This window comes from Candidatus Thiodiazotropha sp. LNASS1, assembly GCF_964212655.1.
Classification (GTDB): Bacteria; Pseudomonadota; Gammaproteobacteria; order Chromatiales; family Chromatiaceae; genus Thiodiazotropha.
Genome location: NZ_OZ156465.1, coordinates 3,312,663 through 3,328,277 on the forward strand (window position 1 = coordinate 3,312,663; position 15,615 = coordinate 3,328,277).

At 52.0% G+C, this 15,615-nt stretch carries 13 protein-coding genes and 1 other RNA gene; 7 read left to right on the top strand and 7 right to left on the bottom strand.

Annotated features, from left to right (window positions below; translation table 11 throughout):
• Positions 1 to 258 precede the first annotated feature (258 nt).
• From hldE to waaA, 3 genes are read left to right on the top strand one after another with little or no spacing between them, the layout of a single operon-like run.
• Positions 259 to 1,683, top strand: coding sequence for a bifunctional D-glycero-beta-D-manno-heptose-7-phosphate kinase/D-glycero-beta-D-manno-heptose 1-phosphate adenylyltransferase HldE (gene hldE, locus AB8516_RS14565; protein ID WP_369161742.1), 1,425 nt, complete (start codon positions 259 to 261; stop codon positions 1,681 to 1,683).
• A complete protein-coding gene (msbA, locus tag AB8516_RS14570; RefSeq protein ID WP_369161744.1) occupies positions 1,673 to 3,457 on the top strand; it encodes a lipid A export permease/ATP-binding protein MsbA in 1,785 nt (594 codons plus the stop codon). Before hldE ends, msbA begins: the two co-directional genes overlap by 11 nt.
• Positions 3,458 to 3,478: 21 nt before the next feature.
• Positions 3,479 to 4,744: a lipid IV(A) 3-deoxy-D-manno-octulosonic acid transferase gene (gene waaA, locus AB8516_RS14575; RefSeq protein WP_369161745.1), complete on the top strand. Its 1,266-nt coding sequence runs from the start codon at positions 3,479 to 3,481 to the stop codon at positions 4,742 to 4,744.
• 237 nt (positions 4,745 to 4,981) lie between these two features.
• Here the strand turns inward: waaA and AB8516_RS14580 are convergent, their stop codons facing one another.
• On the bottom strand, positions 4,982 to 6,739 hold the full coding sequence (locus AB8516_RS14580) for a mechanosensitive ion channel family protein (RefSeq protein ID WP_369161747.1): 1,758 nt from the start codon (positions 6,737 to 6,739) through the stop codon (positions 4,982 to 4,984).
• A gap of 359 nt (positions 6,740 to 7,098) precedes the next feature.
• On the opposite strand from AB8516_RS14580, the gene AB8516_RS14585 reads away from it, so the two are divergent.
• Positions 7,099 to 8,613 (top strand): FMN-binding glutamate synthase family protein, encoded by a 1,515-nt coding sequence (locus AB8516_RS14585; RefSeq protein ID WP_108291309.1) that lies wholly within the window; start codon positions 7,099 to 7,101, stop codon positions 8,611 to 8,613.
• Positions 8,614 to 8,657: 44 nt separating this feature from the next.
• Here AB8516_RS14585 and rpiA read toward each other — a convergent pair whose 3' ends face one another.
• Entirely contained in the window at positions 8,658 to 9,317 is a 660-nt protein-coding gene (gene rpiA, locus AB8516_RS14590; RefSeq protein ID WP_108291307.1) for a ribose-5-phosphate isomerase RpiA, read from the bottom strand.
• A 330-nt stretch (positions 9,318 to 9,647) separates the two neighbouring features.
• Between rpiA and ilvA the strand changes: the two genes are divergently transcribed.
• Positions 9,648 to 11,168: a threonine ammonia-lyase, biosynthetic gene (gene ilvA, locus AB8516_RS14595; RefSeq protein WP_369161750.1), complete on the top strand. Its 1,521-nt coding sequence runs from the start codon at positions 9,648 to 9,650 to the stop codon at positions 11,166 to 11,168.
• A gap of 271 nt (positions 11,169 to 11,439) precedes the next feature.
• On the opposite strand, the gene AB8516_RS14600 is transcribed toward ilvA, so the two are convergent.
• From AB8516_RS14600 to AB8516_RS14620, 5 genes are all read right to left on the bottom strand, one after another.
• Positions 11,440 to 11,805, bottom strand: a complete 366-nt coding sequence (locus AB8516_RS14600) for a histone H1 protein (RefSeq protein WP_108291303.1) — start codon at positions 11,803 to 11,805, stop codon at positions 11,440 to 11,442.
• 195 nt (positions 11,806 to 12,000) lie between these two features.
• Complete coding sequence (locus AB8516_RS14605) at positions 12,001 to 12,588, bottom strand: 5-formyltetrahydrofolate cyclo-ligase (protein WP_108291301.1); 588 nt, start codon at positions 12,586 to 12,588, stop codon at positions 12,001 to 12,003.
• 24 nt (positions 12,589 to 12,612) lie between these two features.
• Positions 12,613 to 12,797, bottom strand: a non-coding RNA gene (gene ssrS, locus AB8516_RS14610) — 6S RNA.
• A gap of 28 nt (positions 12,798 to 12,825) precedes the next feature.
• Positions 12,826 to 13,140 carry a cell division protein ZapA gene (locus AB8516_RS14615; RefSeq protein WP_069123888.1) on the bottom strand — a complete coding sequence of 105 codons (315 nt, stop codon included), beginning with the start codon at positions 13,138 to 13,140 and terminating at the stop codon, positions 12,826 to 12,828.
• Positions 13,137 to 13,370: a TIGR02449 family protein gene (locus AB8516_RS14620; RefSeq protein WP_108291484.1), complete on the bottom strand. Its 234-nt coding sequence runs from the start codon at positions 13,368 to 13,370 to the stop codon at positions 13,137 to 13,139. The genes AB8516_RS14615 and AB8516_RS14620 overlap by 4 nt, the downstream gene beginning before the upstream one ends.
• 384 nt (positions 13,371 to 13,754) lie before the next feature.
• On the opposite strand from AB8516_RS14620, the gene AB8516_RS14625 reads away from it, so the two are divergent.
• Positions 13,755 to 14,321 (top strand): UPF0149 family protein, encoded by a 567-nt coding sequence (locus AB8516_RS14625; RefSeq protein WP_369161753.1) that lies wholly within the window; start codon positions 13,755 to 13,757, stop codon positions 14,319 to 14,321.
• Entirely contained in the window at positions 14,308 to 15,615 is a 1,308-nt protein-coding gene (pepP, locus tag AB8516_RS14630) for a Xaa-Pro aminopeptidase (RefSeq protein ID WP_369161755.1), read from the top strand. Before AB8516_RS14625 ends, pepP begins: the two co-directional genes overlap by 14 nt.

Consider the following 15,615-nt stretch of genomic DNA (forward strand, 5'->3'; position numbering starts at 1 on the left):
TGATCTGTCGTTAATACCCATTGAGTAAAGAATTGTACTTATTCAGGTAAAAAGGCCCCATTGGATGTCGAAACACAGGTTCCATGGTCATTATATTCCGGTGGGGTATACCGCACCGGCTTACTCCGGGCAGGTGATATGTCATTGAGCGGTGGATAAGTTGCCTCAAATATCATTTGGCAGAGATTTTCTTGCCGGAAACACCCTCAGTGTATAATGTCGCTTAATCCGTAACCCAGCTGATATGTTAACTGTTTGATGCAATTTCATCTTCCCGACTTTAGTCAAGCGCATGTCCTGGTGATAGGCGATCTGATGCTGGATCGCTATTGGCAGGGTTCTGCCGCCAAGATCTCCCCCGAAGCACCGGTGCCTGTGGTACATGTGAGCGATAGTGAAGAGCGCCCAGGCGGTGGCGCCAATGTGGCGCTGAATATGGCTTCCCTGGGCGTCAGGGTGGGTCTGTGCGGCCTGGTGGGCGAGGATGAGGCGGGCGCCGCCCTGGCAAAACATCTTGAACAGGCTGGCGTGGCCTGTCATCTGCAGGTGGAGAAAGGTTTGCCCACCATCACCAAGCTGCGTGTGATCAGCCAACATCAGCAATTGATCCGACTCGATTTCGAGCAGCCGCTATGGGAGTGTGATCTGTCCGAGCTCGAGCGACTCTGGCTGCAGCAACTGCCCGCTACTGAGCTGGTGATTCTATCGGATTATGCCAAGGGTACCCTGCAACAGCCACAGCGCCTGATCGATGCTGCCAATGAGCGGCGCATACCTGTCCTGGTGGATCCGAAAGGTGGGAATTTTTCCAAATACAGGGGTGCCACCCTGCTGACCCCCAATCTGAAGGAGTTCGAAGCGGTTGTGGGTCGCTGCAGATCGGATCAGGAACTCAACGACAAAGGCGTTGAGCTAAGACAAAAGCTCAATCTGAAGGCCCTGCTGATCACGCTTAGCGAGCGCGGCATGCTGTTGATCGATGAGGATGCCCCGCCATTGCATCTGCCTACCCGTGCTCGTGAAGTGTTTGATGTGACCGGCGCCGGAGATACGGTAATCGGAGTGCTTGGCGCCGGCATCGCTGCAGGCATGCCCGTTCAGGAGGCAGCCGGATTGGCGAATGTGGCCGCTGGCCTGATGGTGGCGAAGCTTGGCGCCGGCAGCGTCTCCCTTGGTGAGTTGAAGGGCGCCCTGCGTAGGCAGGGGGACTTCCATACCATCCTGAGCCGGGATCAGTTGCGCGAGGCTACGGATGAGGCGCGCTATCAGGGTGAAAAGATAGTCATGACCAACGGTTGTTTCGATATTCTGCATGAGGGGCATGTAAGCTATCTGCAGCAAGCCAAGCAACTGGGTGACCGTCTGGTGGTTGCCGTTAACGATGACGATTCCGTGAGGCGCCTGAAGGGCGAAGGGCGGCCGATCAACAGTATCAAACAGCGGATGGCGGTGTTGGCCGGCCTGGCATCGGTGGATTGGGTTGTGCCGTTCAGTGAAGATACACCCGAGTCATTGATCTGTGACATCAAACCCGACCTTCTGGTGAAGGGCGGGGATTATCGGCCGCAAGAGATAGCCGGCTATGATTGTGTAGTGAAAAACGGCGGTGAAGTGAAAGTTCTCGAATACCTCGAAGGTGTCTCCACCAGTCGTATTGTCGAGGCCATGCGCGATGCAGAATGAGACCGGCGCACCATCCGGCCCCGGCATGACAGGTCGCGAACTCTATCTGCGACTGTTAAAGCGTGTACGTCCCTATTGGCGCCAGTTCAGCGGTGCGTTGGCCGCCATGGTGGTGTTGGCATTGACCGAGCCGGCCATCCCCTGGCTGATGAAGCCGATGCTCGACGGCAGTTTTGTGGAAAAAGATCCGGCGATTATCTTCTGGTCGCCGATCCTGTTGATCCTGCTCTTCTCCATCCGTGGCATCATGAACTTCATCAGCGGGGTCGCCTTCGAGTGGGTTGCCGGCAAGGTGGTACTGGATCTGCGTAGAATGATGATTGAGCGAATCCTGACCATGGGGACGCCCTATTTCGATGCACATGCCACCGGGAGCCTGATTTCAAAGGTGACCTTCAATGTCAATCAGGTGACCATGGCGGCAACCAAAGTGCTTACGACCCTGGTCAAGGATACGATCATTATCATCGGTCTTCTCGCCTATATGCTCTATCTCAACTGGTTGTTGACCCTGGCCGTATTTATGGCAATGCCGATTATTGTTGTCGCGGTACGTTATCTGGCGATACGGCTGCGGCGGGTGAATCGGGCCTTGCAACAGACCATGGGAGTGATGACCCAGGTTCTCGAGGAGTCGATCAGGGGGCACAAGGTGATAAAGATCTTTGAAGGTCGGCCCTATGAACAGCGGCGATTCCTGGAACGTGCGAATTGGGTGCGCCGCTATAACATGAAGAGCAAGGTGGCCGGTTCCGCGCACATGCCTTTGGTTGAATTTGTCGGTGCCGCGATGATAGCGGCATTGGTCTATGTCAGTACCCACCAGACCGCAGCCGGGGAGTTGACCGTTGGTGGTTTCGTCTCTCTGATGGTGGCCATCGGATTGCTGTTTTCACCATTGAAAAGGCTCACCGGTATCAATCAGCCGCTGCAAAAGGGATTGGCGGCGGCAGAGAGCGTGTTCAGCCTGGTGGATGAGCAACCCGAAGCCGATAACGGTACCCGTTCATTGGAAAATGTCGAGGGAAGAGTCTCATTCGATGCGGTCTCTTTCCGTTATCCCGCTATGGATAAGGATGCCTTGAAGCCGATCAGTTTCGAGATGGAGCCTGGTTCGACGGTCGCCCTGGTTGGGCATTCCGGTGGAGGTAAGACAACCATCGCCAACCTGATCCCCCGCTTTTATACTCCAACCGGTGGGAGGATCCTGATTGACGGTATCGATATCCAGGAGTTGAGTCTGATCAGTTTGCGCAGGCAGATCTCCTATGTGGGTCAGGATTCGGTATTGTTCGATGATAGCGTGGCGGCGAATATCGCTTATGGCGCTGTCGGCGAGGTCAGCCATGAGCAGATCGTCGAGGCGGCTAAAAGCGCTTACGCCCTGGAGTTCATTCAACGCCTGCCTGATGGATTCGATACCGTAATCGGTGAGGATGGGATTCGTCTTTCAGGTGGGCAGCGTCAGCGTCTGGCCATTGCCCGGGCGCTAATCAAAGATGCGCCTGTCCTGTTGCTCGATGAAGCGACCTCGGCATTGGATACAGAATCGGAGCGGTATGTCCAGGCAGCCTTGAAGACCTTGACTCAGGAACGAACGACACTGGTGATCGCACATCGCCTTTCCACCATTCAGCATGCAGACAAGATCCTGGTGATTCAGGACGGCGAACTGGTTGAAGAGGGTAAGCATCAGCAATTGATCGATCAAAAAGGCGTCTATTATCAACTCTGCCACCATCAGTTCAGCGACCAGTTTGAGAGTTTGGAATAAACAAACCGAGACGGAACGTCGATGCGGTATCTGTATACACTCATTTTTACACTGCTGGTCCCGGTCTATTTCCTGCGGCTCTATTGGCGGGGTTTCAGGGCGCCTGCCTACAGGCAGCGTTGGCTGGAGCGATTGGGTATTTTCGATACACCTATTGAGCAGGGCGGTATTTGGGTGCATGCGGTTTCGGTGGGTGAGGTGCTTGCCGTTGCCCAACTGGTCGGGCGTCTTCTTGACCGCTACTCCGACTTGCCTTTGCTTATAACCACCACCACACCCACCGGCGCGGACCGGGTCAAGGCACTGTTTGGCAATGATGTGACTCACCTCTATGCGCCGATCGATCTGCCGTGGGTGGTAAAGCGCTTTTTGACGGCTTTCCAGCCCCGGCTGCTGATACTGGTGGAGACAGAGATATGGCCCAATCTGATCTGCCACGCCAAACTCGAGGGTGTGCCTACTTTGCTTGCCAATGCCAGACTTTCAGTTAGGTCTGCCCAGGGCTATCATCGGGTCGCAGGCTTGACTCGTGAGGCATTGCGTAATCTTACCGTGATTGCCCCTCATGCGGAGGCGGATGCAGAGCGTTTTCATACGCTGGGTGCTAAACCCGACAAGATCGAGGTGACGGGGAGTATCAAGTTCGATGTGCATCTGCCGGGGAGTCTGTTGGAGCGGGTCGATGTGTTGCGGCGTGAGTGGGGAGGGCAACGACCGGTATGGATCGCAGCAAGTACCCATGAGGGTGAAGATGAGTTGATATTGCAGGCGCACGCCACCGTTCAACAGCATCTTCCCGAAGCGCTGTTGGTTTTGGTCCCCCGCCATCCCGAACGATTCGAACGGGTTGGACATCTGGCTGAAGAGGCTGGTTTTAAACTCGTAAAGCGTACTCAGCAACGACCCTGCGATAATGATACAGCCGTCTTTCTTGGTGACACAATGGGTGAGTTAACCCTTTTCCTGGGCGCATCGGACGTAGCTTTCATCGGTGGCAGCCTGGTCCCCCACGGCGGCCACAATATACTGGAGGCGACCGCCCAAGGTGTCGCTGTTGTGTTTGGTCCTCATATGTTCAACTTCAGTGAAATCAGCGAGCTGTTTCTTCAACACCAGGCAGCGGTTCAGATCGATTCCGCCGAGGCGCTGGCCGATCAGGTGAGCCGTTGGCTCAGTGACGCCAGTGAACGTAGTCGTGTGGGTGAAGCGGGCAGGGAGTTGGTGGAGCAGAACCGCGGTGCGCTGGATCGTTTGACCCAGCTTGTGGACAGGCTGCTGGTGAGCTGAGTGTTAGGGCCTGTTAACACTAATCCAATGCACCCTGTTGTGCCTGAAAAAGCGCCAATCAAGGCGCACCCCAAGGGCACTTCCTTCGGGGCGCAACCCGAAGGGCTGGGGCTGTTTTCGCCCCCAGCGGCGTTATCATTCGCTCATGTAGAATAACTACACTACGCTCATTCTGCCTTGCTGGGCACAAAAACAACCCCAGCAGGGCGTATTGGATTAGTGTTTACAGGCCCTAGTTCACGATATGGGCGGAAAGACCACAGGCGGTGGCTTGGTGCCGGTACCTGTAGTCTCTGCAACAATGGATTTGGCGTAGGATTGGCCCAGTGCAAAGGCCTGCTGCTGATCCATCTCAGATATTGAGTCGGCGGTCTCATCCTCTTTCTTCATATAGAGGGTTTGGGTGGGGAAAGCGAATTCAATCCCCAGTCTTTGCGCCAGGCGCAATATATCGAGCATAAAGCGATGTCGTTCCCGCAGTTCGGTATTCCATTCCGGCGTCTCCCAAAAGACATACAGCAGCACATCGAGAGATGAAGCGGCAAATTCATTCAGATAGGCATGGTAGTAGTCCTTGCGCATATACGGATGCTGCCTTACCAACTCTCTGACTCCTTCGCAAAACGCCTCGATACGATCGGGTGGTGTGTCATAGGTGAGTGACAACTTGCACGATAGGCGTCGATAGCGTCGCTCACCCATGTTGTCCACCGTGGCGGTTATGAATTTGGAGTTGGGTACCGTCACCACCGAATTGTAGAAGGTCCTGACCCGGGTACTGCGAAACCCGATTCGTTCGACGGTTCCCTCCACATCGTCGACAACGATCCAGTCACCTACGGAAAAGGTGCGGTCCATCAGCACTGTTACCGAACCGAACAGATTCTGCACCATATCTTTTGCCGCCAGGGCAAATGCCAGACCACCCAGCCCGAGGCCTGCCAGCAGACTCGATATGTCGATATTCAGGTTGTCGGCAATGAATACAAAGCCGATTACTGTGATGAATACCTTGAGGGTGCGGGGTATAAGCGGAACCAGTGCGTCATCCAGTTTGTTGGCTGACAGCTCTGCCTGTTTGTGCAGATAAGCAGAGACCAGGTCGACCAGTCGATAGGCGGCCCATACCCCGGAGATGCTGGCCAGGAACTTTACCGCCAACAGCAACACCAGCATGACACTTTCGGGCAGGCCCATCAGGTTGATGCTGCCCCACCAGACGATAGCCATCGCCATCAGACCGAGGGGGCGTAAGATATCCTCTGATATCTCTTTGAACTCGTCATGGCGGGTGCCTTTGCGCCAGCGGCGAACGCTGGTTTTGAGGAAGAATGTGATGAGCTTGTCGATGATAACGCCGGCCAGGATTGTCAGTAGAAGACCGATCCATTGCCAGTTTTGCAGCAGGAAAGTGGATTGTTTCAGTGGTAGGGGCACCTTTTGCCGCAAGCGGATATGCCAGGGGACATATGAGGCTTCATCGTCCTTACCACTGACACGTTCTGTGGTTGCGACTTCATCCATGATGAGCGGCAGGCTGTTGATTGTATTGCGATCGAAAAGCCATCGTCCGGAATCGGTGCGGGAAATGGCCACCTCACCTCTCTCATAGCGCTTGAACAGATACCTCGATCCATCGACACGATTAGGTATCTTTTCAACATCGATGATCTTTGTGCGATCGAGCACCTCCAGCAGCATCCAGGCCAGATCCTGTCCCCGCTCTTTTCTCACGATTGGGTTGATGTCGGAAAGATCGAGGGTGGATACCGCCTCCTCTATTCTGTCCGGCGCGCCACGTTTGATATCGTTCATTGCATGGAGGAAGGTCTCCATGGTGGCGCGGGGGGATTTCAGGTTTTCCGGAACGGCCTCCTTGGTGCTGACTTCTGGATCTGACGTCTTTTCCGAAGCCTGCTCAGCCCAGCCTGAATCTGCCGCAGTGAGCAGAATTACGATTAAAATCAATTGCTGCCATATGTTTTTAAAGTGCATGTTCCCACAACTCATTTTCTGTAATTGGCGGCTATTTTAGGGTCGAAACAGAAAATATTCATCCAATGCGTGGATTAAGTTCCCGCAATCGATGCCGATATCAAGTATGAAACTTCGGGATTGATCTCGTAGGGTCTGCCGGAAGCCCTCATGTGGATACCATCAAGGAAGGTTTTTATTGAGTTTGAGTCAGCTATGCCCGTGATGGAGTGTGATGGAGCACGATGGTGGTGACCATCGCTATTGCATAAGCCCGAGAGCGGACACTGACCGGAGCCCCGTAGGTTGTAGTTTCAATCAGATCTCATCTTGCTCTGTAGCATGATTACTACAGTCAGTGAAATTGCAGGGGGGTTGATATGAATGAAACCGGTCTTACAAATGGGGGCTTCCTGTACGGTACCCTGGAAGTCTTCGCCATCGCGTTGCTTCTGTTACTGGCTGGTCTGCTCGTTGCAGTCATCGTTACCTACATCTATGACATTACGCAGACCAAGACGGCGATTCGCCGCAACTATCCTGTGATCGGGCATTTCCGTTATTTTTTTGAACACCTTGGTGAGTTCTTTCGGCAATATTTCTTTGCCATGGATCGTGAGGAACTGCCATTCAATCGTGCCCAGCGGGCCTGGGTATACCGGGCGTGCAAAGACTTGCCGAATACTGTTGCCTTCGGTTCAACCCGGGATATTCGTCGTCCCGGTTCGATTCTATTCGTCAACTGTCCCTTCCCGACCTTGGGAGAGGACGCAGTGCCGTCTGGAGCGATCACCATTGGTGAAGGTTGCGACCATCCCTATACCACCGATTCGTTGTTCAATATTTCCGGAATGAGTTATGGGGCGCTGTCGAAACCGGCTGTATTGGCACTCTCAATGGGGGCAAAGAAAGCTGGCAGTTGGATCAATACAGGCGAAGGAGGCGTCTCTCCCTATCATATCGAGGGTGGTGCGGATATCGTGTTTCAGATCGGCACTGCGAAGAATGGTGTGCGTGATCTGGCTGGCAACCTTAGTGACGACAAACTCCGTGAAGTCGCGCGTATTCCACAGATAAGGATGTTCGAGATCAAACTCAGCCAGGGTGCAAAGCCGGGTAAGGGCGGCATTCTGCCTGCTGAAAAGGTTACCCGGGAGATCGCGGAGATAAGGGGTATTGCCCTTGGTGAGGATGCCATCAGCCCAAACCGGCATGTCGATATATGCAGTAACAACGATCTTATGGATATGATCAAGCGGGTAAGGGATGTCACGGGAAAGCCGGTTGGGTTCAAAACCGTGGTCGGCGGCCCTCATTGGTTGGATGGATTGTTCAAGGATATCAAAGCCAGGGGAGTGGAGTATGCACCGGACTTCATTACCCTCGATGGCAGTGATGGCGGGACGGGCGCAGCGCCGATGCCGCTTATCGATGCGGTCGGACTGTCATTGCGGGAGAGTCTCTATATCTTAGTGGACAAACTCAATGCGCATGGTCTGAGAAAGCGCATCAAAGTCATTGCTTCGGGAAAACTGATAACGCCCGCGGATATTGCCTGGGCATTGTGTGTAGGGGCGGATTTTGTCACCTCTGCCCGTGGTTTCATGTTTGCGTTGGGCTGTATCCAGGCTTTGCAATGCAATAAGAATACATGCCCTACCGGCATCACGACCCATGATCCAAAACTGCAACAGGGGCTGGTGCCTGCGGTGAAGGCTGAGCGCATAGCGAACTATGTGGGCCACCTGGTGCACGAGGTTGGTGTCATAGCCCACTCTTGCGGTGTCAAATCACCCCGCGAACTGCGGCGATGTCACGCCAGGATCGTAACCGCGGATGGGCCATCGGTTGCACTTGATGAGCGTTTTCCACCGGTAAAGGAGAGCGAGGCATAAGTCGGGCTGCTCTGTTCTCAGGGCTTGGCGCTGTTCGGATACGACTATTTTGGCACTACTGTCTTGGCTCCTTGTTCGGTGCCCAAAATCAGTACGTCGGCACCGCGCATAGCAAAGATACCGGTCGTGACCACACCCGCGATGGCATTGATTGCATTCTCCATCTCCCTGGGCTTCATAATCTCAAGATTATGGACGTCCAGGATGGCATTGCCGTTATCGGTGACGAAGTTTTCCCGCCAGATAGGGGTGCCGCCCATTTTAACCAGCTGCCGCGCCACATGGCTGCGAGCCATGGGAATAACCTCGACCGGGAGTGGAAAAGAGCCCAGCACATCGACCAACTTGCTTTCATCCGCTATGCAGATGAATTTTTTACTCGCCCCTGCGATGATCTTTTCTCGGGTGAGTGCACCACCTCCGCCCTTGATAAGATTAAGATAGTGATCCGATTCGTCGGCACCGTCGATATAGATATCAAGCTCTCCCGCGGCATTAAGGTCCAGTACGGGGATGCCGTGACCCTTCAAGCGCTCCGACGATGCCTCCGAACTCGAGACTGTGCCTTCGATCTTACCTTTGACACCGGCCAGATAGTCGATGAAGTGATTAACCGTTGAACCGGTACCGACACCTATGATGCCGCCTTTGACATATTCAAGCGCAGCCTCTGCGGCCTGTTTCTTAAGATCGTCTGCATTCATTCTATTCTCCTGATGCGGTCATTTAACTGGCCCGCAGAAATAATCACCGCACCGAACAACGTCATTATCACAGTTCAGATTAGAGGTCCAAAAAGTAAATTATGGGTGGCAGATGGCAAAGATCGGTCGATAATTTTCTGCGGCAGCCCCATAATCCGGAAAAGTAACTACACATTGGCCCAAAATATAGGGTTGATATTGTGTTACCAAAGCTTTTTCTTCGAGTGTGCGTAATAATAACCATACCAATGAAGAAAGTCAGGTCCACTGGTGGGATACAGGCTGTTACCATGCCATTGTCATCAAGGGTGTCTGTTATCGGATGAGTTCATGCCACAACGTTATATAGAGAAAATACTACGCGCCCGTGTCTATGATGTCGCCAGGGAGACCCCCCTGGATAGAGCCAATCGTCTCTCGACACGACTCGATAATCATGTTTTCCTCAAGCGAGAGGATCTGCAACCGGTATTCTCGTTCAAGCTGCGCGGTGCCTACAATAAAATGGTTAACCTGCCAGACACGATCAAACGCCAGGGTGTGGTCGCGGCATCAGCAGGCAATCATGCCCAGGGTGTTGCCCTGGCGGCGCAAGAACTGAAAATTCAGGCTTTGATCGTGATGCCTAAGACGACACCACCGATCAAAGTGCAGTCGGTAAAGAGTTTCGGCGCGAAGATAATCCTCGCCGGAGACTCCTATGATGCGGCCTATACCCGTGCACAGACAATTGCCCAGGAAGAGGGATTGACCTTTATACATCCATTCGATGATGCAGAGGTCATCGCTGGCCAGGGAACGATTGGAATGGAGCTGATGAGACAGCATCCGTCACCGCCCGAGGCGGTATTCGTCCCTGTCGGCGGGGGTGGTTTGATTGCCGGTGTGGGTGCTTACATCAAATATGTCTACCCTCATGTGAAGATTGTAGGTGTTGAGCCTGAGGACGCACCATCACTATATACTGCATTGGCTGCAAAGCGGCGTGTAAAGCTCAAGCAGGTGGGGATTTTTGCGGATGGTGTTGCGGTAAAACAGGTGGGCAAAGAGACCTATCGCATCGCAAAACAGGTGGTGGATGAAGTGATCTTGGTGAACACGGATGAAATCTGCGCCGCAATCAAGGATATATTTGATGATACCCGTACCACGGCTGAGCCTGCCGGGGCCTTGTCGATTGCCGGGTTAAAGCGATATGTGAAGCGCGAGGGGCTCACCGGTAAAAACCTCATAGCCATCAATAGTGGTGCGAATATCAACTTCGATCGACTGCGACACGTGGCTGAACGTGCCGAGTTCGGAGAGCGAAGAGAAGCGCTGTTCGCTGTTCAAATACCGGAACAGCCCGGTAGCTTTCTGCGTTTTTGTAAACTGATAGGAAAACGCAGCATCACTGAGTTCAATTATCGTTACAGTGATCCAAATCGTGCACAGATCTTTGTTGGCATTGAATTGAGCAACGGTGACGAGGAAAGACAAGCATTGTTCCAGCGGTTCATTGATAAGGGATATTCCATTGTGGATATGACCGATAACGAAACAGCCAAACTGCATATCCGTTATATGGTTGGTGGACACGCCCAGGGTCTTGAGGGAGAGAAGCTGATACGATTCGAGTTTCCCGAAAGACCGGGTGCACTGCTCTATTTCCTGAATAATTTGGGTACCGACTGGAATATCAGTCTGTTCCACTATCGTAACCATGGCGCCGCCTATGGACGTGTGCTTATGGGTATTCAGTTATCGAAAGCGGATAGAAACACCCTCCTCAGGCGCTTAAAGAAACTCAACTATCCGTTTTGGGATGAAACCGATAATCCAGCTTACAAATTGTTTGCGGGTGCCAGCTAGGTTCTCCATCATGATCGGTATGTCGGATCTGCTTCGTCTATGGGATGTGGTATAGACACTATGATCTCCCGTAACGTATGCCACATCCATGCGGTTGCTATCGAGTGATGTCGTTAACGTTGTTTATTGCGTTTTATGTGTCTGCGTGAGTCTTTGTAACTATATGATATTAAAGGTAAAAATAACAATTATTGTGGTACGGTACAGGCGGTAGCGCAGACAATAAAAAACCCCGCAGAGCGGGGTTTAGTATAGTTAAGAAATAACAGACTTATCTGGCTGTTCTTTTCTTACGTGGCGTCACTTTCCTGGGACGCGCAGGTCTCTTCTTAGCGACCTTCTTTTTAGTTGCCTTTTTCTTAGCAACCTTCTTCTTTGCGACCTTCTTCTTGGTTGCCTTCTTCTTGGCCACCCTCTTTTTGGTTGTAGCTTTCTTTTTAGCTACCCGTTTCTTTGCTGTCTTTTTGGCAACTCTCTTTTTGGTTGCCACCTTCTTCTTCGTGACTTTCTTCTTGGCTGCGACTCTCTTCTTAGTCGTTGCCTTCTTCTTGGCGACCCTTCTCTTTGCGGGTGCCTTCTTGGTTGTGGTTGAACGTCTAACAGTTGCCTTCTTTTTGGCGGCCTTTTTCTTCGCCATTTACATTCCCTCCCGAGAGAACTACCTGAATAGATGAACTGAGTATAATTCAGCTTTTAAAAAAATCCAGAATAGATGGTAATCTTTTATCAATTATTTCAAATCGTTGTTGATATGCAACACTTGCTAAGTGATGTTGATGGGTATCGATGAGTCTAAATATGATGATCTAAACATCCAGTTTATATGTTTTTGCTATTTGAACTTGTATATCGCTGCTTCTGTTATGACAGCATCGAGTGGTATATCCCAAGGCTTTACCGGTATTTGTGATTGCTGTTGAAACTCATGCGCCAAACCAACCAGTGTGGGGCCTTTTAGATGGCTGCGTTTTCTTTGAAATGCAAATGTCCGGTCATAGTATCCACCTCCCATACCCAACCGATTCCCTTTTTTATCGAATGCAATCAGGGGCACGAACACCAGATCAAGAGTCCATGGCATGATCAGCTTGCTATGATTGTGATTCGGTTCAGGAATACCAAATCGATTTGTTGTCAAGCTTGAACGAGATGTAAAAGGCGCAAACCATAGCCCACGGGATGGCCGCTCTCGCAGCACGGGCAAAAAAGTGGATTTGCCAGTATCCAGTGCAAGTTGCAACAAGGGTGACGGATCCATTTCACCCCGTACGGCGATATAAAAAGCGATGCGACGGCTATGTCTGAAGGGCTTGTAGTTTGCAGCCAGTCGGAGGACCTTTCGGCTATGGAGCTTGAGTGTTTGTAGGCTCAGCTGCTGCCGGTGAGCCTTGATTTGACGGCGGATATGGTGAGCTTGCATGGTTTGAGCGGGGTTGTATAAGAGACATCCCCCACCTGTGCCGTCGCAAACCGCTGTTCTTGAACCAGAGGGTTCAAGTGGGAACAACAGAAGAGCTTCAGGCTTCCCGCTAGGATGCGGACATGCACACCGGCCCTTTCATCATGCTCCCTGGGTAGATGTTAGGCTCAAGAAAATACCCTGGTTGCTTACGAACACCGCAGGGGATGTCATACCTCTAGGCTAAACCTATTTTGATCAAAGTTCCAGTTGATTGGTTGTATTGAGTGCAATCTCAATCTTTTCTTGTAGATTTTTTATACGACGCGATATGTTCTGCGAGCCATTTTCCTTGCTTTGCTGGCTGGAGAGCAGATCATTGGCAATATTGAGCGCGGCCATAACGGCAACCCGCTCAGTGCCTATGATACGCCCGTTCTGCCTGATCTCGCGCATCTGGCCATCGAGATAAGCAGCGGCTTGTAAAAGGGATTCTCGTTCTTCCGGCAGGCAGGAAATACGGTACTCTTTATCGAGGATATTGACTGTTACAGGCAATCGATCGTTGCTCACTGGGGTGTTTCCATGGATTTCAGTCGTGTAATCATGGCTTCAACCCTGGCACGAGCCAGCTCTGTCTTTTCGATGAGCGCGGCGCGTTCGGATACCAGGTTATCCTGTCTGACACGCAGTGATTTATTCTCATCTTTAAGGTAGGAGCAGGCCCGTATAAGCTCTTCAACCCGGATTTCAAGCTTCCGCAGGTCCAAATCCGCCGGATTTTGTGTCTCTTTCTCAGTCATGGCCAACAATATAGTGGTCAGATACTGGCGGGTCAATCTCTACATCTGCATGTTATGATTTGTTTCTAGGGCCTGCTAACACTAATTTGATTGTCACTGCCAAGACCCTGTTTTTTATCCAGCAAGGCAGAAGGAGCGTTGTGTAGTGGATCTACATATGCGACCGATAACACCGCTGGGTAAAAAACAGGGCCCTGGCCCATCGGGTTAAGCCCCGAAGGAAGTGCCCTTGGGGTACGCCTAAAAAAGCGCCGCCCGGTATTACTCGTCACATATTTGGAGTCACCAAATAACGCTCCTCGTGACTTGAATGGCGCTTTTTCGAGTGCCACAGTGGCAATCAAATTGGTATTAACAGGCCCTTAATCATAGAGGAAAATGTAAATGATTGAGAATCGCCAAATGCCCGATTATTCACGTCTTGTAGGGGCGTTGAGCTCAATCGGCCTAGATCTTGGCGCCAGCGAGATCCATGGCGTGATTTGTGGTCTGGTGTGTGCCGGTACCATTCAAAGCCACATCGATTGGATGACGGCGCTGTTCAAGGATTGGCCTCAAGAGGATCTGTTGGCGCGCGAGGCCAGAGAGATGATCGGTGAACTTTACTATATATCTCGTGACCAGATTGGCAATGATGATCTGACTTTCATGCCCTATCTTCCGGATGATACTCAACCCATTACCGCAAGGGCCAAGGCCCTGAGTGAATGGTGTGAAGGGTATCTGTATGGTTTGGGCATGTCGGGTATCACGGATCAGCAACTCGAAGGTGATGCCAGAGAGGCATTGCAGGATATTACCCATTTCACCCGGCTCGACTATGAATTACTCGAGTCGGGTGAGGCGACTGAACAGGCTTATGCAGAACTACAGGAGTTCCTGAAAGTGGTGACCTTGCTTATTTGGGGAGATCTGGCGAAAGTTCGGGAGCTCGACCATGGTGAAGAGTGAATTCAAACGGCGGCGACGTGAACTGATGCGCATGATGGGGCCGGGCAGTATTGCCATACTGCCCACGGCGCCGCAGCTGATTCGCAACAGAGATGTGCACTATCCTTACCGGCCCGACAGTGATTTCTATTATTTGACAGGTTTTCCCGAGCCGGAGGCTGTGCTGGTCCTGATTCCGGGAAGAAAGCAGGCGGAGTATATTCTTTTCAATAGGGAGCGCGATCCGGTAAAGGAGCAGTGGGATGGGGCCATAGCGGGACAGGAAGGCGCTGTCGATGACTATGGAGCAGATGATTCCTTTCCAATCGGAGATTTGGATGACATTCTGCCGCGCATGCTTGAACAGTGTGAGCGCATCTTTTACATCATGGGTTGTAATGCAAAGTTCGACAAACGACTCTCTGAGTGGATCAACGCCATTCGTTGTGAAGCGCGCAGCGGTGTTCAGGGACCGGTCGAGATCATTGCGCTGGATCACTATCTGCACGAAATGCGGTTATACAAGAGTCGATCCGAGCTGAAGGTCATGCGCCAGGCTGCAAGGATTTCCGCCAAGGCGCACAAAAGGGTGATGCAAGTCTGTAAAGCGGGTTTGTGGGAGTATCAGCTTGAAGCTGAGTTTGTGCGTGAGTGTGCACATCAGGGCGCCAAGTCCCAGGCCTATCCCCCGATTGTCGGTGCTGGCTTAAATGCCTGCACGCTGCACTACATTGATAACATGGACAAGGTTGCCGACAAACAGATGTTGCTGATCGATGCCGGCTGTGAAGTGGACTATTATGCCTCTGATATCACACGTACTTATCCGGTAAACGGCAGCTTCAGTAAGCCACAGCGAGAGTTGTATGAGTTGGTACTGGCGGCACAGGAGGCTGCGATTGCCAAGGTAAAGCCGGGTAACCATTGGAATGATCCCCATGATGCCGCAGTACGGACCATTACCAGGGGCTTGATCAAACTGGGAATACTTAAGGGTACACTGGCTAAATTAATTCGCGAAGAGAAGTACAAGGCTTTTTTTCCGCATCGCACCGGGCATTGGATCGGTATGGATGTACATGATGTGGGTGATTATAAAGTCGACGGAACCTGGCGTTTATTGGAACCGGGCATGGTTTTGACAATCGAACCCGGTATATACATACCCGCCGGCTCCAAGGGTGTGGCCAAGAAGTGGTGGAACATCGGCATCCGTATTGAAGACGACGTGGCAGTGACCAAAGATGGCTGTGAGGTCTTGACCAAGGATATTGTAAAAACAGTGGCTGAAATTGAGGCCATTATGGCGGCATGA